This is a genomic window from Pseudomonas sp. p1(2021b) (assembly GCF_020151015.1).
In the GTDB taxonomy this organism is placed as follows: Bacteria; Pseudomonadota; Gammaproteobacteria; order Pseudomonadales; family Pseudomonadaceae; genus Aquipseudomonas; species Aquipseudomonas putida_K.
Genome location: NZ_CP083746.1, coordinates 255,464 through 280,719, shown reverse-complemented (window position 1 = coordinate 280,719; position 25,256 = coordinate 255,464). Strand labels below are relative to the sequence as shown.

Annotated in this window: 25 protein-coding genes and 1 tRNA gene; 15 read left to right on the top strand and 11 right to left on the bottom strand. The window is 62.8% G+C overall.

What is annotated here, in order from left to right; translation table 11 throughout:
- The first annotated feature begins 170 nt into the window (after window positions 1-170).
- Window positions 171-572 (top strand): lysozyme inhibitor LprI family protein, encoded by a 402-nt coding sequence (locus K8374_RS01260; RefSeq protein WP_224457652.1) that lies wholly within the window; start codon window positions 171-173, stop codon window positions 570-572.
- A gap of 110 nt (window positions 573-682) precedes the next feature.
- Here the strand turns inward: K8374_RS01260 and K8374_RS01255 are convergent, their stop codons facing one another.
- Window positions 683-1,630, bottom strand: coding sequence for a GlxA family transcriptional regulator (locus tag K8374_RS01255; RefSeq protein WP_224459247.1), 948 nt, complete (start codon window positions 1,628-1,630; stop codon window positions 683-685).
- Window positions 1,631-1,776: 146 nt separating this feature from the next.
- On the opposite strand from K8374_RS01255, the gene choX reads away from it, so the two are divergent.
- The 4 genes from choX (at window position 1,777) to K8374_RS01235 (ending at window position 5,252) form a co-directional block, all read left to right on the top strand.
- Window positions 1,777-2,721, top strand: a complete 945-nt coding sequence (gene choX, locus K8374_RS01250) for a choline ABC transporter substrate-binding protein (protein ID WP_224457651.1) — start codon at window positions 1,777-1,779, stop codon at window positions 2,719-2,721.
- A gap of 180 nt (window positions 2,722-2,901) precedes the next feature.
- Complete coding sequence (locus K8374_RS01245; RefSeq protein ID WP_196143940.1) at window positions 2,902-3,786, top strand: 3-keto-5-aminohexanoate cleavage protein; 885 nt, start codon at window positions 2,902-2,904, stop codon at window positions 3,784-3,786.
- A 19-nt stretch (window positions 3,787-3,805) separates the two neighbouring features.
- Window positions 3,806-4,771: an L-carnitine dehydrogenase gene (locus K8374_RS01240; protein WP_224457650.1), complete on the top strand. Its 966-nt coding sequence runs from the start codon at window positions 3,806-3,808 to the stop codon at window positions 4,769-4,771.
- 10 nt (window positions 4,772-4,781) lie between these two features.
- Window positions 4,782-5,252: a thioesterase family protein gene (locus K8374_RS01235; RefSeq protein ID WP_224457649.1), complete on the top strand. Its 471-nt coding sequence runs from the start codon at window positions 4,782-4,784 to the stop codon at window positions 5,250-5,252.
- 57 nt (window positions 5,253-5,309) lie between these two features.
- Here K8374_RS01235 and K8374_RS01230 read toward each other — a convergent pair whose 3' ends face one another.
- On the bottom strand, window positions 5,310-6,908 hold the full coding sequence (locus K8374_RS01230; protein WP_224457648.1) for a zinc-dependent metalloprotease family protein: 1,599 nt from the start codon (window positions 6,906-6,908) through the stop codon (window positions 5,310-5,312).
- A 334-nt stretch (window positions 6,909-7,242) separates the two neighbouring features.
- Here K8374_RS01230 and K8374_RS01225 point away from each other — a divergent pair, with 334 nt between their 5' ends.
- On the top strand, window positions 7,243-7,500 hold the full coding sequence (locus K8374_RS01225) for a hypothetical protein (RefSeq protein ID WP_224457647.1): 258 nt from the start codon (window positions 7,243-7,245) through the stop codon (window positions 7,498-7,500).
- A 135-nt stretch (window positions 7,501-7,635) separates the two neighbouring features.
- Here the strand turns inward: K8374_RS01225 and K8374_RS01220 are convergent, their stop codons facing one another.
- Both K8374_RS01220 and K8374_RS01215 read right to left on the bottom strand, forming a co-directional pair.
- Window positions 7,636-8,742, bottom strand: a complete 1,107-nt coding sequence (locus K8374_RS01220) for a GlxA family transcriptional regulator (protein WP_084856383.1) — start codon at window positions 8,740-8,742, stop codon at window positions 7,636-7,638.
- Window positions 8,743-9,129: 387 nt separating this feature from the next.
- Window positions 9,130-10,506 carry an L-serine ammonia-lyase gene (locus K8374_RS01215; RefSeq protein ID WP_224457646.1) on the bottom strand — a complete coding sequence of 459 codons (1,377 nt, stop codon included), beginning with the start codon at window positions 10,504-10,506 and terminating at the stop codon, window positions 9,130-9,132.
- 442 nt (window positions 10,507-10,948) lie between these two features.
- Here K8374_RS01215 and K8374_RS01210 point away from each other — a divergent pair, with 442 nt between their 5' ends.
- The 3 genes from K8374_RS01210 to choV all read left to right on the top strand — a co-directional run bounded on the left by K8374_RS01210 (window position 10,949) and on the right by choV (window position 14,008).
- Window positions 10,949-11,896, top strand: a complete 948-nt coding sequence (locus tag K8374_RS01210; protein WP_224457645.1) for a choline ABC transporter substrate-binding protein — start codon at window positions 10,949-10,951, stop codon at window positions 11,894-11,896.
- 88 nt (window positions 11,897-11,984) lie between these two features.
- Complete coding sequence (choW, locus tag K8374_RS01205; protein WP_172403014.1) at window positions 11,985-12,833, top strand: choline ABC transporter permease subunit; 849 nt, start codon at window positions 11,985-11,987, stop codon at window positions 12,831-12,833.
- Window positions 12,830-14,008 (top strand): choline ABC transporter ATP-binding protein, encoded by a 1,179-nt coding sequence (gene choV, locus K8374_RS01200; RefSeq protein WP_224457644.1) that lies wholly within the window; start codon window positions 12,830-12,832, stop codon window positions 14,006-14,008. Before choW ends, choV begins: the two co-directional genes overlap by 4 nt.
- Before the next feature lie 129 nt (window positions 14,009-14,137).
- Here the strand turns inward: choV and hisF are convergent, their stop codons facing one another.
- The 4 genes from hisF to hisB form a co-directional block, all read right to left on the bottom strand.
- The gene (hisF, locus tag K8374_RS01195) at window positions 14,138-14,908 is read right to left on the bottom strand and encodes an imidazole glycerol phosphate synthase subunit HisF (protein WP_084856393.1); all 771 of its coding nucleotides are present in this window, start codon (window positions 14,906-14,908) and stop codon (window positions 14,138-14,140) included.
- 9 nt (window positions 14,909-14,917) lie between these two features.
- Window positions 14,918-15,655: a 1-(5-phosphoribosyl)-5-[(5-phosphoribosylamino)methylideneamino]imidazole-4-carboxamide isomerase gene (gene hisA, locus K8374_RS01190; RefSeq protein WP_224457643.1), complete on the bottom strand. Its 738-nt coding sequence runs from the start codon at window positions 15,653-15,655 to the stop codon at window positions 14,918-14,920.
- A 70-nt stretch (window positions 15,656-15,725) separates the two neighbouring features.
- Window positions 15,726-16,364, bottom strand: a complete 639-nt coding sequence (gene hisH / locus K8374_RS01185) for an imidazole glycerol phosphate synthase subunit HisH (RefSeq protein WP_224457642.1) — start codon at window positions 16,362-16,364, stop codon at window positions 15,726-15,728.
- Window positions 16,364-16,957, bottom strand: a complete 594-nt coding sequence (hisB, locus tag K8374_RS01180) for an imidazoleglycerol-phosphate dehydratase HisB (RefSeq protein WP_084856616.1) — start codon at window positions 16,955-16,957, stop codon at window positions 16,364-16,366. Before hisB ends, hisH begins: the two co-directional genes overlap by 1 nt.
- A 286-nt stretch (window positions 16,958-17,243) precedes the next feature.
- Between hisB and K8374_RS01175 the strand changes: the two genes are divergently transcribed.
- From K8374_RS01175 to K8374_RS01160, 4 genes are all read left to right on the top strand, one after another.
- A complete protein-coding gene (locus tag K8374_RS01175) occupies window positions 17,244-19,493 on the top strand; it encodes an AsmA family protein (protein WP_224457641.1) in 2,250 nt (749 codons plus the stop codon).
- Window positions 19,490-20,557, top strand: coding sequence for an A/G-specific adenine glycosylase (mutY, locus tag K8374_RS01170; protein ID WP_224457640.1), 1,068 nt, complete (start codon window positions 19,490-19,492; stop codon window positions 20,555-20,557). Before K8374_RS01175 ends, mutY begins: the two co-directional genes overlap by 4 nt.
- The gene (locus K8374_RS01165) at window positions 20,554-20,826 is read left to right on the top strand and encodes an oxidative damage protection protein (RefSeq protein ID WP_196143928.1); all 273 of its coding nucleotides are present in this window, start codon (window positions 20,554-20,556) and stop codon (window positions 20,824-20,826) included. Before mutY ends, K8374_RS01165 begins: the two co-directional genes overlap by 4 nt.
- Window positions 20,827-20,916: 90 nt before the next feature.
- Window positions 20,917-20,992, top strand: a tRNA-Phe gene (locus K8374_RS01160).
- 120 nt (window positions 20,993-21,112) lie between these two features.
- Here the strand turns inward: K8374_RS01160 and K8374_RS01155 are convergent.
- Together K8374_RS01155 and K8374_RS01150 are read right to left on the bottom strand one after the other, a co-directional pair.
- Window positions 21,113-21,418 (bottom strand): addiction module antidote protein, encoded by a 306-nt coding sequence (locus K8374_RS01155; protein ID WP_224457639.1) that lies wholly within the window; start codon window positions 21,416-21,418, stop codon window positions 21,113-21,115.
- A 9-nt stretch (window positions 21,419-21,427) separates the two neighbouring features.
- Window positions 21,428-21,718 carry a type II toxin-antitoxin system RelE/ParE family toxin gene (locus K8374_RS01150; protein ID WP_224457638.1) on the bottom strand — a complete coding sequence of 97 codons (291 nt, stop codon included), beginning with the start codon at window positions 21,716-21,718 and terminating at the stop codon, window positions 21,428-21,430.
- Between the two features lie 212 nt (window positions 21,719-21,930).
- Between K8374_RS01150 and K8374_RS01145 the strand changes: the two genes are divergently transcribed.
- Window positions 21,931-22,374, top strand: a complete 444-nt coding sequence (locus K8374_RS01145) for a hypothetical protein (protein ID WP_224457637.1) — start codon at window positions 21,931-21,933, stop codon at window positions 22,372-22,374.
- Window positions 22,375-22,473: 99 nt separating this feature from the next.
- Here the strand turns inward: K8374_RS01145 and gabP are convergent, their stop codons facing one another.
- Complete coding sequence (gene gabP / locus K8374_RS01140; RefSeq protein WP_224457636.1) at window positions 22,474-23,874, bottom strand: GABA permease; 1,401 nt, start codon at window positions 23,872-23,874, stop codon at window positions 22,474-22,476.
- Between the two features lie 605 nt (window positions 23,875-24,479).
- Here gabP and K8374_RS01135 point away from each other — a divergent pair.
- Window positions 24,480-25,253, top strand: a complete 774-nt coding sequence (locus K8374_RS01135; RefSeq protein ID WP_196143925.1) for an ABC transporter ATP-binding protein — start codon at window positions 24,480-24,482, stop codon at window positions 25,251-25,253.
- Window positions 25,254-25,256 lie beyond the last annotated feature (3 nt).

Genomic DNA, 25,256 nt, shown 5'->3' with positions numbered 1-25,256 from the left:
CGAAAGCGTCAAAGGCCGACAAGGCGCCCTCTGGTGCGCCATACGGCGATGAGAGGCGGTCTCGACAACGGCGTTTTCAGGCTTTATGAACTTTTCTTCAGAGAGCTACCAAGCGCCCCCGGAGTGAGCGAGAATCCCGGCGATTCGTCAGCCTGTTGAGGAGAAAACGGATGAAATCAATGGCATGGCTGGCCCTGGTGGCCGTGGCCCTGGGCGCCCAGGCCAACGAGGACGAAAGCACGCCTTGCGACACTGTCGAAAACGACACGCAAAGCTATGCCTGTGCGGCCTACAACAAGCAGACCGCCGAACGGGAGCTCGCGGCGGCGTTCGACGATCTCATCCAGCGCATTACCGACCAGTACCCGGACGAAAACGACAAGGTGCGGCAGTTGACCAGCCGCCTGCAGGCTGCCCAGGCCCTGTGGACCCAATTGCGCGACGCCGACTGCAAGGTCGAGACCTTTGCCGAGAAACCGGGCGGCAAGGCGTTCGAAGCGGCCTGGAACACCTGCTTGGCGCAGCGTAGCGATGAGCGGTCGGAGTATCTGCAGTCCATCGCCCAGCAGTGACAGCGGCGGTGCCCCATCGCGGGACAAGCCCGCTCCCACAGGTACCGCGCAAACCGTATGAACAGCGATAACCCTGTGGGAGCGGGCTTGTCCCGCGATGGGGGCCACATTCAGGTCGCGGCCTGGACCCGCCGATCTTCCCGCGGGCAACGCTCGAACCGTGCCCGATAGCAACGGGTGAAATACGACGCCGACTCGAAGCCACAGGCGATGCTCACCTCCAGCACGCTCATGTCGGTCTGGCGTAACAGTTGCCGCGCCTTGTCCAGGCGCAGTCGCAAATAGAAACCACTGGGCGTGTCGTTCAGGTGCAGGCGAAACAACCGCTCCAGCTGGCGCCGGGTGATCTGCACACCGTCGGCCAGCACCTCGGTGTTGAGCGGCTGCTCGGTATTGCGCTCCATCTCGCCGATCACCCGCACCAGCTTCTTGTTGCGCAGGCCATAGCGGGTGGCGATCTCCATGCGCTGATGGTCTTGTCGCGGACGGATACGTCCGAGCACGAACTGCTCCGACACCTGCACCGCCAGCTCGCTGCCATGGCCCTGGCCAATGAGGTCGAGCATCAGGTCGATGGACGCGGTCCCCCCAGCACAGGTGATGCGCCGACGATCGATCTCGAACAGCTCTTGGGTCGCCTGCAATCGTGGATAGCGCTCCTTGAACGCCTCCAGCGCTTCCCAATGCACGGTCGCCCGATGGCCGTCGAGCAGCCCAGCCTCGGCCAATACCATCGCACCGGTGTCGATGCCCCCCAGCAACACACCTTCATGGTCCAGACGCCGCAGCGCCTGATGCAACGCCACGCCATAACAGGCCAAGGGGTCAAAGCCTGCCACGATCAACAGCATGCGCGCAGATTCCCCCTCCCCCAGCACCCCATCGGCGTTCACCGACATGCCATTGCTGGCCTCCACCGCGCCGCCGTCCAGGCTCAGTACACGCCAGCGGTACAGCGGGCCGCGGAACCGGTTGGCCACGCGCAGCGGTTCCAGGGCGCTGATGAACCCCATTGCCGAGAAGCCCGGCAACAAGAGGAAATGAATGGTTTCCGGCATCGCATGCTCCACGGCAAAAGTGGTCGCCTCCGTGCAATTGTTGGTCGCCAGGGTGCGAATTTCCACCCCGTCACCAGCGTAGCGTGTTCACACGGCCCGCAGAGGCCGGACCCAATAACAATATGCACTGCCGTTGGAGAGCCACCATGCACAGCTTCATCCGCCGCAGCTTGTTGTCCCTCGCGTTGAGCAGCACCCTCGCCACGCCCCTCCTCGCCGCCGAGCCCGCCGCCTGCCAGAACGTGCGCCTGGGCGTGGTCAACTGGACCGACGTCATCGCCACCAGCGCCATGGCCCAGGTGCTGCTCGACGGGTTGGGTTACCAGACCAAGCAGACCAGCGCGTCCCAGCAGATCATCTTCGCTGGTATCCGCGACAAGCGCCTGGACATGTTCCTGGGCTACTGGAACCCGATCATGACCCAGACCATCACGCCGTTCGTCCAGGCGGGGCAGGTCAAGGTCTTGGATAAACCCAGCCTGGAAGACGCTCGGGCCACCCTGGCGGTGCCGAAATACCTGGCCGACGAGGGCCTGAAGAGCTTCGCCGATATCCACAAGTTCGAGAAGGAGCTGGGCGGCAAGATCTACGGCATCGAGCCAGGCTCCGGCGCCAATACCCAGATCAAGGCGATGATCGCCAAGAACCAGTTCGGCCTGGGCAAGTTCCAGCTGGTCGAGTCCAGCGAAGCGGGCATGCTCGCCGCTGTCGACCGCGCCGTGCGGCGCAAGCAGGCCGTGGTGTTCTTCGGCTGGGCGCCGCACCCGATGAACGTCAACCTCGACATGGTTTACCTGGGCGGCAGCCAGGATGCCCTGGGGCCTGACGAAGGCCGCGCCACGGTATGGACCGTCACCGCGCCGGACTACGCCGAACGTTGCCCCAACGCCCACCGGCTGCTGGCCAACCTGACCTTCAGCGCCGAGGACGAGAGCCGCATGATGCAGCCGCTGCTCGACCACAAGGACCCGCTGGATTCTGCCCGCCAGTGGCTCAAGGACCACCCCGAGGACAAGGCCCGCTGGCTCGAAGGGGTGACCACCTTCGACGGAAAACCCGCCGCCGAGAACCTCAAGCTCACTGCCAACTGACACCGATTTTCACGGCCACATCGGCCTGTAGGAGCGGCCTTGCGCCGCGAAAGGGCTGCAAAGCAGCCCCAAGGATTCGTGCACCCCACTGAAAGAACATGGGGCCGCTACGCAGCCCTTTCGCGGCACAAGGCCGCTCCTACGGCACCCAGGCCGCCACCGACATCTCGAGGAACCATCATGAACCATGACGTCATCATCACCTGCGCCCTGACCGGGGCCGGCGACACCGTTGCCAAGAGCCACCTGGTCCCGGTCACCCCCAAACAGATCGCCGAGTCCGCCATCGAAGCCGCCAAGGCCGGCGCCACCGTGGTCCACTGCCATGTTCGCGACCCACAGACCGGCCGCTTCAGCCGTGACGTGGCGCTGTACCGCGAAGTCATGGAGCGCATCCGCGAGTCCGACGTCGATGTGATCGTCAACCTCACCGCCGGTATGGGCGGCGACCTCGAAATCGGCGCTGGCGAAACGCCCATGGAGTTCGGCCCAGGCACCGACCTGATCGGCCCGCTGGAGCGTCTGGCCCACGTCGAGGCGCTGCTGCCGGAGATCTGCACCCTGGACTGCGGCACGCTCAATTTCGGCGACGGCAATGCCATCTACGTCTCCACCCCCAGCCAACTGCGCGCCGGCGCCAAGCGCATCACTGAGCTGGGCGTGAAGGCCGAGCTCGAAATCTTCGACACCGGCCACCTGTGGTTCGCCAAGCAGATGATGAAGGAAGGCCTGCTGGACGACCCGCTGTTCCAGCTGTGCCTGGGCATCCCGTGGGGCGCGCCGGCCGACACCACCACCATGAAGGCGATGGTCGACAATCTGCCAGCCGGCGTCACCTGGGCCGGCTTCGGTATCGGCCGCATGCAAATGCCCATGGCGGCGCAAGCCGTGCTGCTGGGCGGCAACGTGCGCGTCGGCCTGGAAGACAACCTGTACCTGGACCGTGGCGTGCTGGCCAGCAACGGCCAACTGGTCGAGCGTGCGGTGGAAATCATCACCCGCCTCGGCGCGCGTGTACTGACCCCGGCCGAAGGCCGCGAAAAAATGAACCTCAAGCGCCGCTAAAGCCACCTGGAGTATCACTATGTCTTTCATCACCGAGATCAAGACCTTCGCCGCCCTCGGTAGCGGCGTGATCGGCAGCGGCTGGGTCGCCCGCGCGTTGGCCCACGGCCTGGACGTGATCGCCTGGGACCCAGCCCCAGGCGCCGAGCAAGCCTTGCGCAAACGTATCGCCAATGCCTGGCCAGCCTTGGAAAAACAAGGCCTGGCGCCAGGCGCCTCACAAGATCGCCTGCGGTTCGTGGCCACCATCGAGGAATGCGTACGTGACGCTGACTTCATCCAGGAAAGCGCCCCGGAGCGCCTGGACCTGAAGCTCGACCTGCACGCCAAGATCAGCGCCGCAGCCAAGCCGAACGCGATCATCGGCTCCAGCACCTCGGGCCTGCTGCCCAGCGAATTCTACGAGTCGGCCACCCACCCCGAGCGCTGCGTGGTGGGCCACCCGTTCAACCCGGTGTACCTGCTGCCTCTGGTGGAAATCGTCGGTGGCAAACACACCGCGCCCGAGGCCATCGAAGCCGCCAAGGTCATCTACACCGCCTTGGGCATGCGCCCCCTGCATGTACGCAAGGAAGTCCCCGGCTTCATCGCCGACCGCCTGCTCGAAGCCCTGTGGCGCGAAGCCCTGCACCTGGTCAACGATGGCGTGGCCAGCACCGGGGAAATCGACGACGCGATCCGCTTCGGCGCCGGCCTGCGCTGGTCATTCATGGGCACCTTCCTGACCTACACCCTGGCCGGTGGCGATGCTGGTATGCGCCACTTCATGGCCCAGTTCGGCCCGGCGCTGAAGCTGCCCTGGACCTACCTGCCGGCACCGGAGCTCACTGACAAGCTGATCGACGATGTGGTCGAGGGCACCGCCGAGCAACTGGGCGAGCGCAGCATCGCGGCCCTTGAGCGCTACCGCGACGACACCCTGCTGGCGGTGCTGGACGCCGTGAAGAACAGCAAGGCAAGCCACGGCATGGCCTTCGGCGACTGAGGAGACGGCCATGCCAGCACTGATCACCTACCGTACCCCAGTCCAGGAGGACTGGGTCGACTACAACGGACACCTGCGCGACGCCTATTACCTGCTGATCTTCAGCTTCGCCACCGATGCGCTGATGGAGCGCATCGGCCTGGATGCCGACAGTCGTGGGCAGAGCGGCAATTCGCTGTTCACCCTGGAGGCGCACATCAACTACCTGCACGAAGTGAAGCTCGGCACCGAGGTGTGGGTGCAGACGCAGATCATCGGCTTCGACAAGAAGCGCCTGCACCTGTACCACAGCCTGCACCGGGTAGGCTTCGACGAGGCCCTGGCGGCCAGCGAACAGATGCTGCTGCATGTGGACCTGGCGGGGCCGAAGTCGGCACCGTTCAGTGAATCAAGCGCAGCGTCACTGCAGCAGCTGATGAACAGCGCTGTGGACCATTCGCCCCCACAATTCGTGGGGCGCTTGATCCGACTGGGCCATTAGCGACCAAGACCGGGACATGAAGATGTCCCGGTCTGTGCTCAGTCAACGCCGCATGCGCTATCGAGAAATGCTTACCCTGCTGACCTTGTCATTTATGGAGAAACCTGTTTTAACCCAGTCAATATCAGAGCTCATATCTGGATATTCGCCAAACAGATAAACAGGCAACGCCCCTCTATAGGCCTTACTGATAAATTCTTCATAGTGGCCTGGCGCACCTTCGAATCTCACCGTGATACCTGGCGCCAACCCTAAAACTTTGGCAGAACTTACAATAGACCCCCATTCCGCCCCACACTGCTGGCGTACGTCGATGGCAGAACCGACTTCTTGAATAAAGCGACAAGCGCGCCCAGCGTGATGGCTATGTTCGTAAAGCGTCACGTCGAGAACGGGCGGATAGAAATTCTCAACCGTTTCCCTGCGCTCATTGAAACGCCGCGCGACATCATGATTTCTCGCCGTCCCAACGGGTATGCCTTGATAGGTCACCCGTGGGTTCGAGTGGTAGAGAACCCTTGGACAAGTGCCACCAGAGCAGTCATATGACAGCTGAGTACGAAAACGAGGCGTACCGGTGTAACGGTACCCATACATATAAGGTGGGTTGCCTTCTGCCTGACCAGGCTCCCAGTTATGCGTGGCCCCCAGATTGTGGCCAAGCTCATGAGCCAGAGAACCCAGGCAGCTTATGACCGAATAGGCTGAACTCTTGCCTGCGTTTACATAGGCCAACCCACAATATTCCCGCCCCGTCGATAGCATGGAAACCAGATCTGCTCTTAAAGCATCACGGGTTCGGTATACCTCCCTACCCAGATCAGTTTCACGTTTTGTTAGGCTGCTCAGCTGGGCCCCGTAGGAGTGCCCCTCTTCGTTGTAATCAGCATCATGAAATCCAGCCAATTCATAAGTAATATTGACTCGGCTATTGATCATGGACTGGTTGGCATCTTGTAGGGCCTTTACCAATTGCGCTCGATAATTCGGGTATTTCGCCCGAGACAGCTCCGTGGATACAAATAAAACACGGATTGTACTGTGCGCCGATTGCGGAATATGGCCCACCGTGAGATCGACATTATCTATTTCGGGGCTTGGCATGGGCTCTGCCTCCGGAGGCAATTTGGACTCGTCAACCTTGACCAGTACATGTTGTCCAGCCCCCACATATTCCAGCCGGTATGCCTGCCCATCGACATGGATACTTCCCACCAGCTGGTCACCATCGCGAACCAATGAGATCCAGTTGAAGGGATCCATATCCACCTCCGCGTCCGAGGTGAATCTCTGCGTTCGGTCCGATGGGACGTCGCCTACCCAACCGTCCATTCCCGGAACAGAGGTATTGAAACGCTTCAACTGGAAGTTCACTTCCCTGCCGTCCGGCAACGGTAGGGAAAGCATTTGTGTGTCGGCCGCAATCAGCGCAGCCTTCACATTAACCCGCTGAATCTGCACAGTGGACGGGTCGTTCATCAACGTACCCAGATAGTCATGAATGCCCGCCTCACTCTGCAGAGTCCGCAGGGCGCCTTGCCCGTCAATCTCGAACAAGCGAGGGTTGGAGGATTGTGCGTGGCTGAACGAGGAGACGCTTGCCACCAGGGCAAACGCGCCTGAAAGCAATAAACTTTTATTCCAGAAATTTTTCATAGTCCTGCTCGAGCGAAAGAATTCAGCTCGATTGAATCGCAGGAGGCCAGGCAAGCATCACTGGCAGAACTCACGGCTTGCACAAAAAAATAACCCCGGAAAGCCGTGAGCATCCGGGGCCAAGAGCGAGCAAACATCCACTTTAACGAGTGAGGGTGACCAAGCCCTCCGTACCGTGAATGAGGCCAGTTTGCTGGCTTCCCCGACAATGGATTTAGCCGGGAACGACCTGTTCTTAGCCAAAGCGGCCATTGCGATATTCTGCCCTTGCGGGTGTGTCGCCATGAACACAGAATCGGTCGTAAATCACAGCGGCAAACAAGGACAAGAAACCATGATGCATGCGGATTTGATTGACCAAGACGACCTGCTGGGCCACCTGCGCGCCCTGGGCTTCGAGATGCCGGCAGGCGCCACGGCCGAGCAGGCTTGCGAAGCGGTGGTACGCGGCTTGACCGAGCCCAACGCACGGGCCCTCAAAGGGATGGTCGAACAAATGTACACCAGCAGCGCCACCATCCTGCCGGCGGTGCGCCAGGCCATCGAAAAGCAGTTGCTGCCGGCATTGGCCCAATTCAACAAACGCCCCTGATCTACCTTTTCATCGCATACAAAAACCCCCTTAGGAGCGGGCTTGTCCCGCGATGGCGTCAGTAGCAACAACAGTGTTGTTCCTGTCGACGCAATCGCGGGGCAAGCCCGCTCCCACAGGGGGTATGCGTTTGCTTCAGAGCCTTACGCTGGCGAACGTCGACTCGTTGCGCGCCTGGCTCAGCGAAGCCATCGGGCCGGCGTGCGGGGTCAGGGCCATGGCCTGCGGGATCGGCATCATCGCTACCTGCTGGGCAGTGTTGGAGCCCACACGCTCGTCACGCGGCGGAATGCCGAAGTATTCGCGGTAGCACTTGGAGAAGTGCGGCGTTGAAACGAAGCCGCATACCGAGGCCACCTCGATGATCGACATGGGCGTCTGCTTGAGCAGCTGACGCGCGCGGATCAGGCGCAGCTTCAGGTAGTAGCGCGACGGCGAGCAGTGCAGGTATTTCTGGAACAACCGCTCGAGCTGACGACGCGACACCGACACGTACACGGCCAGTTCGTCCAGGTCGATCGGCTCTTCCAGGTTGGCCTCCATCAGCGCCACGATCTCCTGCAGCTTCGGCTGGTTGGTGCCAAGCATATGCTTGAGCGGCACGCGCTGATGGTCCTGCTCGTTGCGGATGCGCTCGTAGACGAACATCTCGGAGATCGCAGCCGACAGCTCGCGGCCATGGTCGCGGCTGATCAGGTGCAGCATCATGTCCAGCGGCGCGGTGCCGCCGGAGCTGGTGAAGCGGTTGCGGTCGAGGGTGAACAGGCGCGTGCTCATGTTGACCCGCGGGAAGGCCTCCTGCATGGCCGCCAGACATTCCCAGTGCACACTGCAATCGAAGCCATCGAGCAGGCCGGCACAGGCCAGCGCCCAGCTGCCGGTGCACACCGCACCCAGGCGGCGCGACTGCCGGGCCTGGGCCTGCAGCCAGGTGACGTGCTCACGGGTGACCGTGCGCTGGATACCCACACCGCCGCAGACGATCACCGTGTCCATGGGTGGCGCACTGTGCATCGCCGCATCCGGGGTGATCTGCAGGCCGTCGCTGGCCCAGACCTGGCCACCATCGACGGTCAGGGTATGCCAGCGGTACAGCTCGCGGCCGGACAGCTGGTTGGCCATGCGCAGCGGCTCGACGGCGGAAGCGAGGGAAATGAGGGTGAAGTTGTCCAACAGGAGAAACCCGATGGACTGGGGAGCGGTGCGGTTCTGGGTCGGATTCCCGGAGGTGTAGGTCGTCATCGCGGATTTCTCCTCGCACAATGCAGGGCGTGCCTCAGGCGGGCACTGTTTCTTGTCATGGCCCCAGTTCGTATGCAGGGGCTTTGCCAACTTCAACGCAAACGCCGTGCCTAAATTGAACGGCTATTCAAAAAAACCCAAAAACGACGTCGCGCTGCGCGGTTTTCGGGCCTTTTCTCGGGTCGGATAAATAAGCGCAAACAGGCGAGGCAGCGCCTTCACCTGTAACGTTTGAGCAATTCGGTAGCACTTGTGGGAAGGTTGCCCAGAAGCGACAGACTTAAGTGTCACCGACAAAGCCCTTTCGCGTAGCGACACGCGACGATCGGTAGGCTGCCGGTGCGCCAGCAGGCGGCACACCGGTCAGATTTGGGCCAGAATGGCGCATCAGCACTCGATGGCACTGACCGCAAGGCCGCCACGGGACGTTTCCTTGTACTTGTCGTGCATGTCGGCGCCGGTGTCACGCATGGTGCGAATCACCTGATCCAGGGAGATGAAGTGCTCGCCATCGCCACGCAGGGCCATCTGTACGGCGTTGATCGCTTTCACAGCGGCAATGGCGTTGCGCTCGATGCACGGCACCTGGACCAGGCCACCGACCGGATCGCAGGTCAGGCCCAGGTTGTGCTCAAGGGCGATCTCGGCGGCGTTTTCCACCTGCGGCGGGGTCGCGCCCAGCACTTCGGCAAGGCCTGCAGCAGCCATGGCGCAGGCCGAACCGACCTCACCCTGGCAGCCGACCTCGGCACCCGAAATGGAAGCGTTCTTCTTGCACAGGATGCCGACCGCAGCCGCACTGAGGAAGAAGTCCACGACGTTGGATTCGTCCACCACGTCGGAGAAACGCATGTAGTAGTGCAACACCGCCGGGATGATACCGGCCGCGCCGTTGGTGGGCGCGGTGACCATACGCCCGCCAGCGGCGTTCTCTTCGTTGACCGCCAGGGCGAACAGGTTCACCCATTCCATGGCACTCATGGTCGAACCGATGACGTTGGGCTTGCCCAGCTCCTGCAGGCTGCGATGCAACTTGGCAGCGCGGCGGCGAACATTCAGCCCGCCAGGCAGCGTGCCTTCGTACTTGAGGCCGTTGTTCACGCATTCCTGCATGGCGTTCCAGAGTTTGAGCAGGCCGGCACGGATCTCTTCCTCGCTGCGCCAGGCCTTCTCGTTCTCCATCATCAATTGCGACACGCGCAGGTCGTTTTGCTTGCACAGCTGCAGCAGCTCGGCCGCGCTGTTGAAATCGTACGGCAGCACGGTCTGGTCGGCGTCCAGCACACCGCTGGCGGCCTGGGCGGCATCGACGACGAAGCCGCCACCGACCGAATAGTAGGTGTCGCGGTGCAACTCGCCCTGCGCGCCTTCGGCGATCAGGGTCATGGCATTGGGGTGGTAGGGCAGATTCTCATCCAGCAGCAGCATGTCGCGCGCCCAGACGAACTCGACCGGCAGGCGGCCATCGAGCTGCAAGGTATTGGTTTCGCGCAGCTCGGCGATACGTGGGGCGATCACCGTGGGGTCGATGGCGTCAGGCCATTCGCCCATCAGGCCCATGACCGTGGCGTTGTCGGTACCGTGGCCGACACCAGTGGCCGACAGCGAGCCGTACAGCCGCACTTCCACTCGCCGCACCTGCTCCAGCTCGCCTCGTTCACGCAGGCCCTGGACGAACAGGGCGCCAGCACGCATGGGGCCAACGGTATGGGAGCTGGAAGGCCCGACACCGATCTTGAACAGGTCGAACACGCTGATGGCCATTGTCGAATCACCTCTTGATGGGCTTGTCTGCCCGCGGCATATGGCGGGATGAGCAACTGCTAGGCTAATGACGCGGGTTGCCGCGAATGCACGCATCATCAGGCTTTTGACCCACCACCCGCCGTCTGCAACCGACGTACTTTTGTCCACCAACGCCGCTCTGTCCGGGTCACATGACCGCCGTTTTCAGGGGGCCTGGCGACGCAAAAACACCCGGCGGAGGGTGGAAAAATCCATATGCGACATTGCCCTTACTGGATGCGACCCGTCCTGTACTGGTTACGACCCCACCAGTAGGCGATTGCCGAACGCTGGGGGATTATCGAAAGCGACTCGTAATACACGGCCTCGCAACCTGCCCTCTGCAGGCCTGGTCGACCGGAGCCTAGAGAAAGCCCGGCGCCCCGCGAGAAACCCGAAGAAAAAATCACAGGAGTCCACCATGAAAGGTTCACCCTCGCTCTTGCTGGCCGCGATGCTCGCTACACCTCTGCTGGCTCAGGCCGTAGAGCCCGAGCAGTGCCAGACGGTACGGTTCTCGGATGTCGGCTGGACCGACATCACCGTGACCACCGCCGTCACCAGCGTTGTCCTCGAAGCCCTGGGCTACAAGACCCACACCAACATGATCTCGGTACCGGTGACCTACAAGTCGCTGGCCGCCGGCAAGGACCTGGACGTGTTCCTCGGCAACTGGATGCCGACCATGGAGAACGACATCAAGCAGTACCGCGACGCCGGGACGGTCGAGACGGTGCGCGCCAACCTGGAGAACGCCAAGTACACCCTGGCGGTGCCCCAGGCGCTGTACGACAAAGGCCTGAAGGATTTCGCCGACATCCCCAAGTTCAAGAAAGAACTGGGCAGCAAGATCTACGGCATCGAGCCTGGCAACGATGGCAACCGCACCATCCAGGGCATGATCGACAAGAACGCCTTCGGCCTGAAGGACGCCGGCTTCAAGCTGGTCCAGTCCAGCGAGGCAGGCATGCTGTCGCAGGTGGACCGTTCGCAGAAGCGCGGCGAGGCGGTGGTGTTCCTGGGCTGGGAACCGCACCCGATGAACAAGCGTTTCAAGATGCAGTACCTGTCCGGCGGGGATGATTTCTTCGGCCCCGAATTCGGCAAGGCGACCGTGCTGACCAATACCCGCAAGGGCTACACACAGGAATGCAGCAACGTTGGCCAGTTGCTGAAGAACCTGTCGTTCACCCTCGACATGGAAAGCACCCTGATGGGTAACGTGCTGGACGACAAGATGAAGCCCGAGGCTGCCGCCAAGGCGTGGCTGAAGAACAATCCGCAAGTGCTCGACACCTGGCTGGCCGGGGTGACGACCGTGGACGGCAAACCGGGGCTGGAGGCGGCCAAGGCCAAACTGACGCAATAACAACAAGGATGCAGTAGCAATTGGCACTACCTCGGGGTGGGCTCGCCCGCCCCGGACTGATTTCAATCTTTGCAGGTGGAAGCTCGCTATCATGCTTATCGATCAGAAAATACCGCTGGGGCAGTACATCGCCTCCTTCGTCGAATGGCTGACCCAGAACGGCGCCAGCTATTTCGATGCCATCGCCCAGGGCCTCGAGTTCATGATCAGCGGAGTTACCAGCTCCCTGACCTGGTTCAACCCCTACGTCCTCATCGCCCTGTTCGCCGCCCTGGCGCACTTCATCCAGCGCAAATGGGCGCTGACCGCTTTCGTCGCTCTCTCGTTCCTGCTCATCTTCAACCTGGGTTACTGGCAGGAAACCATGGAAACCCTGGCGCAGGTGACCTTCGCCACGGTGGTCTGCGTGGCCATCGGCGTGCCCCTGGGCATCGTCGCTGCGCACAAGCCAATGTTCTACACCGCCATGCGCCCGGTCCTGGACCTGATGCAGACGGTGCCGACCTTCGTCTACCTGATCCCGACCCTGACCCTGTTCGGCCTGGGCGTGGTTCCGGGGCTGATTTCCACGGTGGTGTTCGCCATCGCCGCGCCCATCCGCCTCACCTACCTGGGCATCTGCGATGTGCCGCAGGAGCTGCTCGATGCCGGCAAGGCCTTTGGCTGCTCGCGCCGCCAGCTGCTGACCCGCATCGAACTGCCCCACGCGATGCCGAGCATCGCCGCAGGCGTCACCCAATGCATCATGCTGTCGCTGTCGATGGTCGTGATCGCCGCCCTGGTGGGCGCCGACGGCCTGGGCAAGCCCGTGGTCAACGCACTGAACACCGCCGATATCGCCCTCGGCTTCGAGGCCGGCCTGGCGATCGTGCTGCTGGCGATCATGCTGGACCGTATCTGCAAGCAACCTGAGCTGCCGGCGCGAGGTGAGTCATGAGCATCATTCGTTTCGAAGACGTCGACGTCATCTTCTCCAACAAGCCACGCGAAGCGCTGTCGCTGCTCGACCAGGGCCAAACCCGCGAGCAGATCCTCAAGAAGACCGGCCTGGTGGTGGGCGTCGAAAAAGCCAACCTGGATATCAAGAAAGGCGAGATCTGCGTGCTCATGGGCCTGTCCGGCTCGGGCAAGTCCAGCCTGCTGCGCTGCATCAACGGCCTGAACACCGTCAGCCGTGGCAAGCTGTTCGTCGAGCATGAAGGCAAGCACATCGACATCGCCCACTGCACCCCGGCAGAGCTGAAGATGATGCGCACCAAGCGCATCGCCATGGTGTTCCAGAAGTTCGCCCTGATGCCTTGGCTGACGGTGCGCGAGAACATCAGCTTCGGCCTGGAGATGCAGGGCCGCCCCGAGAAGGAGCGGCGCAAGCTGGTGGACGAGAAGCTCGAGCTGGTGGGCCTGACCCAGTGGCGCAACAAGAAGCCCGACGAGCTGTCCGGCGGCATGCAGCAGCGTGTGGGCCTGGCCCGTGCGCTGGCCATGGATGCCGACATCCTGCTGATGGACGAACCCTTCTCGGCCCTCGACCCGCTGATCCGCCAGGGCCTGCAGGACGAACTGCTGGCCCTGCAGAGCAAACTGAGCAAGACCATCGTGTTCGTGAGCCACGACCTGGATGAAGCCCTGAAGCTGGGCAGCCGCATCGCCATCATGAAAGATGGCCGGATCATCCAGTACAGCAAGCCCGAGGAGATCGTCCTCAACCCAGCTGACGACTACGTGCGGACCTTCGTGGCCCACACCAACCCGCTCAACGTCCTGTGCGGCCGCAGCCTGATGCGCAGCCTGGACAACTGCAAGCGGGTCAACGGCTCGGTATGCCTGGACCCGAGCGGCGACTCCTGGCTGGACTTGGGCGAAGGCGGTTCGATCAAGCGCGCCCGCCAGGGCCAGAATGGTCTGGACCTGCAGAATTGGGCGCCGGGGCAGGATGTGGAGACCTTGGGCCGCAAGCCGACTCTGGTCAGTGCCAACATCGGCATGCGCGATGCCTTGCAGATCCGCTACCACACCGGCAACAAGCTGGTGCTGCAGGAGAACGACAAGGTGGTAGGGATTCTCGGCGACAGCGAGCTGTATCACGCGTTGCTGGGCAAAAGCCACGGGTGATTGCGCTATCGGGGCCGCTTTGCGGCCCTTTCGCGGCACAAGGCCGCTCCTACAGGCGAATGCGTACCGCTTGTCCTGTAGGTGCGGCCTTGTGCCGCGAAAGGGCTGCAAAGCAGCCCCGTTCAACGTTCAGCGAACGACAATTCCACGCGAAGCCATGTAGGCCTTGGCCTCCGGCACCGTGTACTCACCGAAGTGGAAGATACTGGCCGCCAGCACGGCACTGGCATGCCCTTCCAGGATCCCGTCGGCCAGGTGCTGCAGGTTGCCCACACCACCGGAGGCGATCACCGGAATCCCCAGCGCATCGCTGATGGCCCGGGTGACGCCCAGGTCGAAACCGCTCTTCATGCCGTCCTGGTCCATGCTGGTCAGCAGGATCTCACCGGCACCCAGGCCTTCCATCTTCTTCGCCCACTCCACCGCGTCCAGCCCGGTCGGCTTGCGCCCGCCATGGGTGAAGATCTCCCAGCGTGGCGTTTCGCCAGGGCCGGAAACCTTCTTGGCATCGATGGCGACGACGATGCACTGCGAACCGAAACGGTCGGCGGCCTCGCCCACGAACTCCGGGTTGAACACCGCGGCGGTGTTGATCGACACCTTGTCGGCACCGGCGTTGAGCAGGTTGCGGATGTCCTGCACGGTACGCACGCCGCCGCCGACGGTCAGCGGGATGAATACCTGGCTGGCCATGCGCTCGACGGTATGCAGGGTGGTGTCGCGGCCGTCGACGCTGGCGGTGATGTCGAGGAAGGTGATCTCGTCGGCACCCTGCTCGTCATAACGGCGGGCGATTTCCACCGGGTCGCCGGCGTCGCGGATGTTCTCGAACTTGACGCCCTTGACCACCCGGCCGTTGTCCACGTCCAGGCAAGGGATGATGCGCTTGGCCAGTGCCATATCGAGTCCTCAGCCTTGGTAGTTGTCGCAGAAGGCCTGGGCCTCGGCGACATCGAGGGTGCCTTCGTAGATGGCACGGCCGGTGATGGCGCCGATGATGCCCGGGGTCTTGGCGTCCAGCAGGGCCTTGATATCGCCCAGGTTGTGGATGCCGCCCGAGGCGATCACCGGGATCGTGGTGGCTTCGGCCAGTGCCTTGGTGAAGGGCACGTTGCAGCCCTGCATCATGCCGTCCTTGGCGATGTCGGTGTAGACGATCGCCGAGACGCCATCGGCCTCGAAACGCTTGGCCAGGTCGATGACCTGCACCGAGCTGACCTCGGCCCAGCCGTCGGTGGCGACGAAGCCGTCCTTGGCATCCAGGCCGACGATGACCTTGCCAGGGAAGGCCTTGCACGCCTCGGCCACGAACTCAGGCTGCTTGACCGCCTTGGTGCCGATGATCACGTAGCTCACGCCAGCCTTGACGTAGTGCTCGATGGTTTCCAGCGAACGGATGCCGCCGCCGATCTGGATCGGCAGGTTCGGGTAGCGCTTGGCGATGGCGGTGACCACTTCACCGTTGACCGGCTGGCCTTCGAAGGCACCGTTCAGGTCCACCAGGTGCAGGCGACGGCAGCCACCATCGACCCATTTGGCGGCCATGCTCACCGGGTCGTCGGAAAATACCGTGGAGTCGTCCATGCGGCCTTGGCGCAGGCGTACGCAGGCACCGTCCTTGAGATCGATAGCGGGGATAATCAGCATGCTTGTTCCTCAGAAAGTCACGCGCTGCAAGCTTGCTCGAGGCTTGCAGCGCGAAGCTTGGAGCTATGGGTTACCAGCGCCCGTCCCAGGCGACGAAGTTCTGCAGCAGCTGCAGGCCATGGGTATGGCTCTTCTCCGGGTGGAACTGCACGGCAAAGCGCGAGCCATCGGCCAGCGCGGCGGCGAAATCGACGCCATAGTGGCCGCGACCGACCACCTGGCTCGCCTTGCCGGCCTCGATGAAGTAGCTGTGCACGAAATAGAAGCGCGCGCGGTCCGGGATGTCATGCCACAGGGGGTGGTCATTGACCTGGCTGACTTCGTTCCAGCCCATGTGCGGCACCTTCAGGTGCTCGCCATCCTCCTGCAGGCCCTTGCCGAAGAAACGCACCTGGCCAGGGAACAGGCCAATGCAATCGACGCCGTCGTTTTCCTCGCTGCGGTCGAGCAGCGCCTGCATGCCCACGCAGATACCGAGGAACGGGCGGTCCTGGCTGACCTCGCGCACCAGGCTGTCGAAGCCCAGGCGGCGGATTTCGGCCATGCAATCGCGAATCGCGCCAACACCCGGGAACACCACGCGGTCGGCCTCACGAATCACATCGGCGTCGCTGGTGACCAGCACCTTGCCCGCCCCTACGTGCTCGAGGGCCTTGGCCACCGAGTGCAGGTTGCCCATGCCATAGTCGATTACCGCAACCGTCTGCATTACAGGCATCCCTTGGTGGAAGGCATCTGCCCGGCCATGCGCTCGTCCAGCTCGACAGCCATGCGCAGGGCGCGGCCGAAGGCCTTGAAGACGGTTTCGATCTGGTGGTGGGTGTTGTGGCCACGCAGGTTGTCGATGTGCAGGGTCACCAGGGCGTGGTTGACGAAGCCCTGGAAGAACTCCTGGAACAGGTCGACATCGAAGCCACCCACGCTGGCGCGGGTGTAAGGCACGTGCATCTGCAGACCCGGGCGGCCGGAGAAGTCGATGACCACGCGCGACAGGGCTTCGTCCAGCGGCACGTAGGAATGGCCGTAGCGGCGGATGCCTTTCTTGTCACCGATGGCCTGGGCGAATGCCTGGCCCAGGGTGATGCCGACGTCCTCGACGGTATGGTGGTCGTCGATGTGCAGGTCACCTTTGCACTCGATGTCCAGATCGATCAGCCCATGCCGGGCGATCTGGTCGAGCATGTGTTCAAGGAAAGGCACACCGATATCGAATCGGGCCTTGCCACTGCCATCGAGGTTGATCGAGGCTTTTACCTGGGTTTCCAGGGTATTGCGCTCGACGGAAGCCTTACGTTCGACCATCACCAGCTCCGCAAAATCATTGGGCGAAAAGGCTGCCATTATAGGCCTAGAACGCGCTCGCTTGGAACGCGAATGACATATGGCAATGTCGCATATCTGTAATTTCCCTGTTTCGCACGCGGCACGGTGTGGCGAACAGCAGGCCAGTGTCGATCCTGTGGGCGCCGGCTCGTCCCGCGATTGGGCCGAGCCTGCCATCGCCGAGGCCACAAACTACGCAGACGTCATACCCACAGCGCTATACTCTCCCGCTTGAATTTCAAAAACGGACTACAAGGACTCGCCCATGAAAGCGTTCGGCAAAATCCTGGGGCTGGGGCTTCTCGGGTTGCTGCTGATCATCGTGGCGCTGGGCTTCGCCCTGACCCACCTCTTCGATCCCAACGACTATAAAGACGAGATTCGCCAGCTGGCCCGCGACAAGGCCCACGTCGAGCTGACCTTGAATGGCGATATCGGCTGGAGCCTGTTCCCCTGGCTGGGCCTGGAATTGCACGAAGCCAGCATCGCCACCCTGACCAAGCCCAAGGAACCCTTCGCCGACCTGCAGATGCTCGGCCTGTCGGTCCGCGTGCTACCGCTGCTGCGCCGTGAAGTGCAGATGAGCGATGTACGCGTCGAAGGCCTGAACCTGACCCTGGCCCGTGACGAGCACGGCCATGGCAACTGGGAGGACATCGGCAAACCGCTGCCCGCGCCAGGCGCCAGCGCCACGCCGGGCGACACGCCCCCTGCCCCCGCTACCGCCGATGCCGACGCCTCGGCGAACAAGCAGGATAGCCGCGAGCGCATGGTCAAGCTGGACATCGACAGCCTGACCGTCAACAACGCCCGGGTGCAGTACACCGATGCCAAGACCGGCCAGACCTTCAGCGCCGAGAGCATCCAGCTGAGCACCGGCGCGGTCCACGAAGGCTCGAACATTCCACTCAAGGCCAGTGCCTTCCTCAGTGTCGGCCAGCCAAGCCTCAAGGCACGCACGGAGCTGGCCGGCGAGCTGCGCTTCGATCGCAAGCTCAAGCGCTACAACCTCGAAGACCTGCGCCTGACCGGCGAGACTTCCGGCGAGCCGCTGGCCGGCAAGACCATGACCTTCGCCGCCCAAGGCCAGCTGCTGGTCGACCTGGCGGCCAACGTGGCGTCGTGGAACGGCCTGAAGCTGTCCGCCAACCAGCTGCGCGCCTTGGGCGAGCTGAACCTGCGCGACCTGGACAAGACGCCGCAGTTGAGCGGTGGCCTGTCCATCGCCCAGTTCGACCTGCGCACCTTCCTCGACAGTATCGGCCACCCGCTGCCGGCCACCGCCGACCCGGCCGCGTTCGCCAAGCTCGAGCTGGTCACCCGCTTGCAGGCCAACCCCACCAGCCTGGCCTTGGAAGACCTGGCGGTGAAGCTGGACGACAGCACCTTCAGCGGCCGCGTGGCCATCGAAGACTTCGCCAAACAAGCGCTGCGTGTACGCCTGAAAGGCGACACGTTCGACGCTGACCGCTACCTGCTGGCCAAGAGCGAGCAGGCCAAGGGCGCCACCGCCGCACGCCAGGCCGAGGTCAAGCAGCAGGAAACCACGGCCGTGGCCGGGCCGAGCACCACGCCGCTGCCCAAGGCGCCGACCCAGGTGGCCTGGAGCAACGACAAGCTGCTGCCGGTGGACCGCCTGCGCCAGGTCGACCTGCAGGCCGACCTGGCGTTCGGTGCCCTGACTCTGGACAAGCTGCCGATCACCGACGCCCAGCTCAAGGCCAACGGCCAGGGCGGCCTGCTGACCCTCGAAACCTTGCGCGGCGGCCTGTACGACGGCACCTTCGAGGCCAAGGGCACGGTCGACGTGCGCCCAGCCGTGCCACAGGTCGGCGTGACCACCAAAATCAATCGCGTGTCGGTGGAACACTTCATCAAAAGCGAACGTCCTGACCAGGCACCGCCGCTCAAGGGCCTGCTGACCCTGGCCAGCGACCTGACCGCCACCGGCAACAGCCAGAAAGCGCTGGTCGACACCCTCAACGGCAACGCCAACTTCACCATCACCGATGGCGTGCTGGTCAATGCCAACCTCGAGCAGCAGTTGTGCCACGCCATCGCGACGCTCAACCGCAAGACCCTGAGCGGCGAACCCCGCGGCAAGGACACACCTTTCCAGGAGCTGCGCGGAAGCCTGGTGGTGCGTAATGGCGTGGCCAGCAACCCGGACCTCAGGGCACGCATCCCTGGCCTGACCGTCAACGGTCGCGGCGATGTGGACCTGCGCGTGCTGGGCATGGATTACAACGTCGGCGTGATCGTCGAAGGTGACCAGCGCGCCATGCCGGACCCGGCCTGCCAGGTCAACGAGCGCTATGTCGGCGTCGAGATCCCGCTGCGCTGCCGCGGCCCGCTGGAGCTGGGCGCCAAGGCCTGCCGCCTGGACCAGGACGGCCTGGGCAAGGTGGCGGCCAAGCTGGCTGGCAACCGCCTGCAGGAAAAGCTCGACGAAAAACTCGGTGACAAGGTGAGCCCGGAAGTGAAGGACGTGCTCAAGGGGCTGTTCAAGCGATGAGCCCCGAGCAGTTCTCCAGTGCCGTACTGCAGTGGTACGACCAGCACGGCCGCCACGACCTGCCCTGGCAACAGGGCATCACCCCCTACCGGGTGTGGGTGTCGGAAATCATGCTGCAGCAAACCCAGGTGAGCACCGTGCTCAACTACTTCGACCGCTTCATGCAGGCCCTGCCCACCGTGCAGGCCCTGGCCGAGGCGCCGGAAGACGAGGTGCTGCACCTGTGGACGGGCCTGGGCTACTACACCCGGGCGCGCAACCTGCAGAAGGCCGCCCAGATCGTGGTCGAGCGCCATGGGGGTGAGTTTCCGCGCAGTGTCGAGCAACTCACCGAGCTGCCCGGCATCGGCCGCTCCACCGCCGGGGCCATCGCCAGCATCAGCATGGGCATCCGCGCACCGATCCTGGACGGCAACGTCAAGCGCGTGCTGGCCCGCTACACCGCCCAGGCCGGCTACCCCGGCGAGCCCAAGGTGGCCAACATGCTGTGGGCTACCGCGGAGCGCTTCACGCCGCAACACAGGGCCAACCACTATACCCAGGCGATGATGGACCTGGGCGCGACGCTCTGTACCCGCAGCAAGCCCAGTTGCCTGATCTGCCCACTGCAGCGCGGCTGCCAAGCCCACCTGCTCGGCCAGGAAACCCACTACCCTGAACCCAAGCCGCGCAAGACGCTGCCCCAGCGCCGCACACTGATGCCCCTGCTGGCCAACCAGGACGGCGCCATCCTGCTCTACCGCCGACCTTCCAGCGGCCTGTGGGGCGGCTTGTGGAGCCTGCCGGAGCTGGACACCCTCGAGCAGGTCGACGACCTGGCCTACCAGCATGGCCTGCGTACCACCGCCAGCCAGGCCCTGGACGGACTGACCCATACCTTCAGCCATTTCCAGCTGGCCATCGAGCCGTGGCTGGTGCGCGTCGACCCGCTCGGCCCGCCCGTGGCCGAGCCCGACTGGCTCTGGTATAACCTGGCCACCCCGCCGCGCCTGGGCCTCGCCGCCCCGGTCAAGAAGCTGCTCAAACGCGCGGCCGACGAATTGATTGCAGGAGACGCCCGATGACCCGCACCGTGAAGTGCCGCAAGTACAACGAAGAACTCCCCGGCCTGCCCCGCCCACCCTACCCGGGCGCCAAGGGCCAGGACATCTTCGACAATATCTCGCAGAAGGCCTGGGACGAGTGGCAGAAGCACCAGACCATGCTGATCAACGAGAAGCGCCTGAACATGATGAACGCCGAGGACCGCAAATTCCTCCAGGCGGAGATGGACAAGTTCTTCGCCGGCGAAGACTACGCCCAGGCCGAAGGCTACGTTCCACCCAGCGAATGACCCTGGAAAACGTAAGCGACGGAATTAATTTAAAAAATTTTCAAAAAGTCGTTGACGGAAGGTCTGAAAACCTTTTTAATTCGCCCCGTCGCCCAGATAGCTCAGTCGGTAGAGCAGAGGATTGAAAATCCTCGTGTCGGCGGTTCGACTCCGTCTCTGGGCACCACCTTCAGCTTCTGGTGGTTGCAAAGTTACCCGAAGCGACAACAAGAAACCCGCCTAGTGCGGGTTTTTTGTTGTCTTGGATTTTGGGTCAGGGTTGGCAGGTGACTGCCATCGCCACTGCCTACCCTGCCGGCTGGGGAGCGATCAGCTCAGCATGCAACCTGACCCCAAGGGCCGCCATTACTTTCATGATTGTCGCCAGACTGGGATTCCCATCTGCGGACAACGCCTTGTACAGCCCCTCTCGAGTCAGCCCAGTATCGCGCGCCAATTGCGCCATTCCTCGCGCACGAGCGATATCACCCAAGGCAGCGGCAAGCAATGCCGGGTCGTTTTCTTCAAGGCAAGCCTCAAGGTACAAGGCCATGTCCTCCTCGGTTCGCAGATGGTCTGCAGCGTCCCACTTGGTCAATTTCATATTTGTCATGGCGGCCTCCTAAAGATCGCGTGCCAACTTGAGGGCGGTCTTGATGTCCCTGGCCTGGCTGGCTTTGTCGCCTCCCGCCAAAAGAATGATCACCTCGTAGCCCCGCTGAACGAAATACACCCGATAGCCTGGACCGTAGTCAATCCGAAGCTCGGATACTCCTTCATCAATAGGCTTACAGTCACCCATCACCCCAAGCTCCACCCGACGCAACCGCACATTGATGCGAGCCCGTGCGCGAGCATCTCGCAGCGCAGCGAACCACCTTCTGTATACCTCGGTTTGTATAAGTGTTTGCATGACAAGGAATGTAAACCATGGTTCACACTACCTCAAATTGCGGCTGTTTCAAACTGTTTGAAAGACCGCTACGACTGCAAGTGGACAGATGGAAACCCGCATACCTCCAGCCGAGCTTCATAGCTGCACAGCGGCCCCGACCTGCAACGCTTGGGTTTCTCCGGCATCTGCGCTTCAATACGCGCATTTTCCAGACACCCAAGGATTCGCCCATGGCCTCCAATACCAAGCAACAGAAACGCGCCAAGCGCGCCGCCACCAAGGCCAAGCAGAACCGCATGGTGCGCAGCGGCCAGGCGGTCAAGGCCAGTGCCGGCGACAGCGCCAGTGTCGAGCAGGTGTTCAAGAAAGCCATGGACTCGGGCAGCTACGGCAGTCTGTTCGAGAAGATGAAGGAAGCCCAGGAAAACGGCCTGGTGCCGATGATATCGGTGTTCCTGGTCGACCCGCTGCTGGCCCTGGTGCTCAAGGGGCACAAGGAAGAACACGCCACCGACTACATCGTCATGGTGTTCACCGCCTACCGTAAGTGGCTCGATGGCACCGACGAGGACGCCACCATGGCCTGGCTGGAGAGCGATGAGTTCCAGGAGGCCTACGTGGCGGCTTCGGAAGTGGTGGCCAAGCAGCAGCAACAGCAGAAACAATTCGGCTGAGGTTTCCTTCGGTATTTCTATTGCCGGCGATTGGGACATAACGATACAAAAAGGCCGCGCCCTTTACCGGGCGCGGCCTTTTCATTTCAGCCAGCCGGATCAGTTATCCAGCACCGCCCGACCTTCAGCCAGGCCCTGGGCCTTGCGCTTGCGCTGCACCAGCAGGCCAGCCGCAACCACACCAATGCTCAGCAAGGCAGTGGCAATGATCTCGGCACGGTGGTCTTCACGCAGCGCCATCACCGCCAACACGGCAACGATGAAGGCGATGGTCGCCCAGGTCAGCCCTGGGAACAGCCACATCTTGAAGGCGATCTTCTCGCCACGGGCCTCGCGCTGGCTGCGCATGCGCAGTTGCGACACGGCGATCACCAGGTACACCAGCAGGGCGATGGCGCCGGAGCTGGCCAGCAGGAACTCGAACACCGCCGCCGGCGCCACGTAGTTGGCGAACACGCACAGGAACGCCGCCGCAGTGGACAGCAATACCGCCCAGTGCGGGGTGCCCGCCTGAGTGGTGCGCTGGGCCACGGCCGGGGCATCGCCACGCTTGCTCAGGGAGAACAGCATGCGCGAGGAGGTGTACAGCGCCGAGTTCAGGCAGCTGGTCACCGCAACCAGCACCACGATGTCGACGATCAGCTTGGCGTTCGGCACGCCGATGCGGCTCAGCACGGTCTGGTAGGAGCCGGTTTCGGCCAGGGCCGGGTCGTTCCACGGCACCAGGGCCACCACCAGGAAGATCGACACCAGGTAGAACAGGCAGATACGCCAGATCACCGAGTTGGTGGCGCGGCTGATCTGCTTGCCCGGGTCCTTCGACTCGGCGGCGGCGATGGTGACGATCTCGGTACCCATGAACGAGAACATGGTGGTCAGCATGGCGGCCAGCACCGCGCCCAGGCCGTTGGGCATGAAGCCCTGGGTGTCGAACAGGTGGCTGGCACCGCTGATCTGGCTGCCCGGCACCAGGCCGAACATGGCCACGCAGCCGACCACGATGAAGCCGATGATCGCCAACACCTTGAGCAGGGCGAACCAGAATTCGAACTCACCGTAGTTCTTCACGCTGCACAGGTTGGTCAGGGTCAGCGCCAAGGTAATGATGAGGGAGAAGGCCCAGAGGTCCACGGCGGGGAACCAGGCATGCAGGATGGCTGCGGCGGCGTTGGCCTCCAGCGGGATCACCAGCACCCAGAACCACCAGTACAGCCAGCCGATGGTGAAGCCCGCCCAGCGCCCGATGGAGCGGTCGGCGTAAGTAGAGAAGGAACCGGTGTCCGGCGAGGCGATGGCCATCTCGCCGAGCATGCGCATCACCAGCACCACCAGGGTACCGGCAGCCGCATAGGCCAGCAGCACGGCGGGGCCGGCTGCGGCGATAGCATGGCCAGAGCCGACGAACAGGCCGGCGCCGATCACGCCAGCGATGGACAGCATGGTTACATGCCGTTGCTTGAGCCCCTGAGCGAGGTCATTGGAATTGTGCTTACCGCTCATAAAACTACCTTTGTAAGGAGTGGACCACCCGACCTGCATGAACGAAGCGCGCCTGGGGTTGGTTTAGGCGTCGCTGCAGTCGGCCCTTTCCCAACGGCAATAACCGCGCCACTCGGCGATCACGTTCGTCCGAATGCCCTGGCGCCCCCGAAAACAAGGTCCAGCAGGCCTTTCGGCCACGGCTTGACCGAAAGAGCGTCAAATTTCCCTGCCGCCCATGGATTACTGAAATACCCACTTACAAACGCACCAAAGGTGCGCCTGGGTAACACCTGCGCACAAAAAAGCAGCAAGCAAAGCGCAACCCGACGGCGCAACCTGCGCCACGCATAACGGATCAGGAAGTGCCACCCGGCCAAAAACGGCTTCCCAGGCACGTCCAAAGCTGGCACCATCGCGCCTTTTTTCATCAAGGCTCCGGTGTTGGGCGAGCGCGTTGCGGACATCCTCGCGACAGTCCACTGCGCCAATGCGACAAAGTGTCCCGCCAGCGACCCGAGCCGCCTGCGACCTGGTTGGCCGCCGTTGCGCCGCTATGCTAGCTTGGCGCTCGCCAGGAAGGCCGCCAACAGCTGGGAACGCACCCGAACATATGAGGACCGCACATGGCCCAGGCCACGCCCGCGCTGGAAATCCGCAACCTGCATAAACGCTACGGCGAGCAGGAGATTCTCAAGGGCATTTCTCTGACCGCTCGCGACGGCGACGTGATCTCCATCCTGGGGTCGTCCGGTTCCGGCAAGTCCACCCTGCTGCGCTGCATCAACCTGCTGGAGAACCCGCACCAGGGCCAGATCCTCGTGGCCGGTGAGGAGCTCAAGCTCAAGTCGACCAAGAACGGCGACCTGATCGCCGCCGACAATCGCCAGATCAACCGCCTGCGCAGCGAGATCGGCTTCGTCTTCCAGAATTTCAACCTGTGGCCGCACATGTCGATCCTCGACAACATCATCGAGGCCCCACGCCGCGTGCTCGGCCAGAGCAAGGCCGAGGCCATCGAGGCGGCCGAGGCGCTGCTGGCCAAGGTCGGCATCCATGACAAACGCCACAGCTACCCCGCCCAGCTTTCCGGTGGCCAGCAACAACGCGCCGCCATCGCCCGGACCTTGGCCATGAAGCCGAAGGTCATCCTGTTCGACGAGCCGACTTCGGCGCTCGATCCGGAAATGGTCCAGGAAGTGCTTAACGTCATCCGCGCCTTGGCCGAAGAAGGCCGTACCATGCTGCTGGTGACGCACGAAATGAACTTTGCCCGCCAGGTGTCCAGTGAAGTCGTGTTCCTGCACCAGGGCCTGGTCGAAGAGCAGGGATCGCCGCAGCAGGTGTTCGAAAACCCGACCTCGGCGCGTTGCAAGCAATTCATGTCCAGCCACCGCTAACGG

Coding starts and splice junctions, on each gene's coding strand:
- K8374_RS01245 (WP_196143940.1), top strand. CDS start 2,902: ATGAACCATGACGTCATCATCACCTGCGCCCTGACCGGGGCCGGCGAC.
- K8374_RS01220 (WP_084856383.1), bottom strand. CDS start 8,742: ATGACGACCTACACCTCCGGGAATCCGACCCAGAACCGCACCGCTCCC.
- K8374_RS01155 (WP_224457639.1), bottom strand. CDS start 21,418: ATGACAAATATGAAATTGACCAAGTGGGACGCTGCAGACCATCTGCGA.
- K8374_RS01225 (WP_224457647.1), top strand. CDS start 7,243: ATGATGCATGCGGATTTGATTGACCAAGACGACCTGCTGGGCCACCTG.
- K8374_RS01175 (WP_224457641.1), top strand. CDS start 17,244: ATGAAAGCGTTCGGCAAAATCCTGGGGCTGGGGCTTCTCGGGTTGCTG.
- K8374_RS01135 (WP_196143925.1), top strand. CDS start 24,480: ATGGCCCAGGCCACGCCCGCGCTGGAAATCCGCAACCTGCATAAACGC.
- hisB (WP_084856616.1), bottom strand. CDS start 16,957: ATGGTCGAACGTAAGGCTTCCGTCGAGCGCAATACCCTGGAAACCCAG.
- choX (WP_224457651.1), top strand. CDS start 1,777: ATGCACAGCTTCATCCGCCGCAGCTTGTTGTCCCTCGCGTTGAGCAGC.
- K8374_RS01165 (WP_196143928.1), top strand. CDS start 20,554: ATGACCCGCACCGTGAAGTGCCGCAAGTACAACGAAGAACTCCCCGGC.
- K8374_RS01210 (WP_224457645.1), top strand. CDS start 10,949: ATGAAAGGTTCACCCTCGCTCTTGCTGGCCGCGATGCTCGCTACACCT.
- K8374_RS01255 (WP_224459247.1), bottom strand. CDS start 1,630: ATGCCGGAAACCATTCATTTCCTCTTGTTGCCGGGCTTCTCGGCAATG.
- K8374_RS01145 (WP_224457637.1), top strand. CDS start 21,931: ATGGCCTCCAATACCAAGCAACAGAAACGCGCCAAGCGCGCCGCCACC.
- mutY (WP_224457640.1), top strand. CDS start 19,490: ATGAGCCCCGAGCAGTTCTCCAGTGCCGTACTGCAGTGGTACGACCAG.
- hisA (WP_224457643.1), bottom strand. CDS start 15,655: ATGCTGATTATCCCCGCTATCGATCTCAAGGACGGTGCCTGCGTACGC.
- choV (WP_224457644.1), top strand. CDS start 12,830: ATGAGCATCATTCGTTTCGAAGACGTCGACGTCATCTTCTCCAACAAG.
- K8374_RS01260 (WP_224457652.1), top strand. CDS start 171: ATGAAATCAATGGCATGGCTGGCCCTGGTGGCCGTGGCCCTGGGCGCC.
- K8374_RS01150 (WP_224457638.1), bottom strand. CDS start 21,718: ATGCAAACACTTATACAAACCGAGGTATACAGAAGGTGGTTCGCTGCG.
- gabP (WP_224457636.1), bottom strand. CDS start 23,874: ATGAGCGGTAAGCACAATTCCAATGACCTCGCTCAGGGGCTCAAGCAA.
- hisF (WP_084856393.1), bottom strand. CDS start 14,908: ATGGCACTGGCCAAGCGCATCATCCCTTGCCTGGACGTGGACAACGGC.
- hisH (WP_224457642.1), bottom strand. CDS start 16,364: ATGCAGACGGTTGCGGTAATCGACTATGGCATGGGCAACCTGCACTCG.
- K8374_RS01235 (WP_224457649.1), top strand. CDS start 4,782: ATGCCAGCACTGATCACCTACCGTACCCCAGTCCAGGAGGACTGGGTC.
- K8374_RS01215 (WP_224457646.1), bottom strand. CDS start 10,506: ATGGCCATCAGCGTGTTCGACCTGTTCAAGATCGGTGTCGGGCCTTCC.
- K8374_RS01240 (WP_224457650.1), top strand. CDS start 3,806: ATGTCTTTCATCACCGAGATCAAGACCTTCGCCGCCCTCGGTAGCGGC.
- K8374_RS01230 (WP_224457648.1), bottom strand. CDS start 6,908: ATGAAAAATTTCTGGAATAAAAGTTTATTGCTTTCAGGCGCGTTTGCC.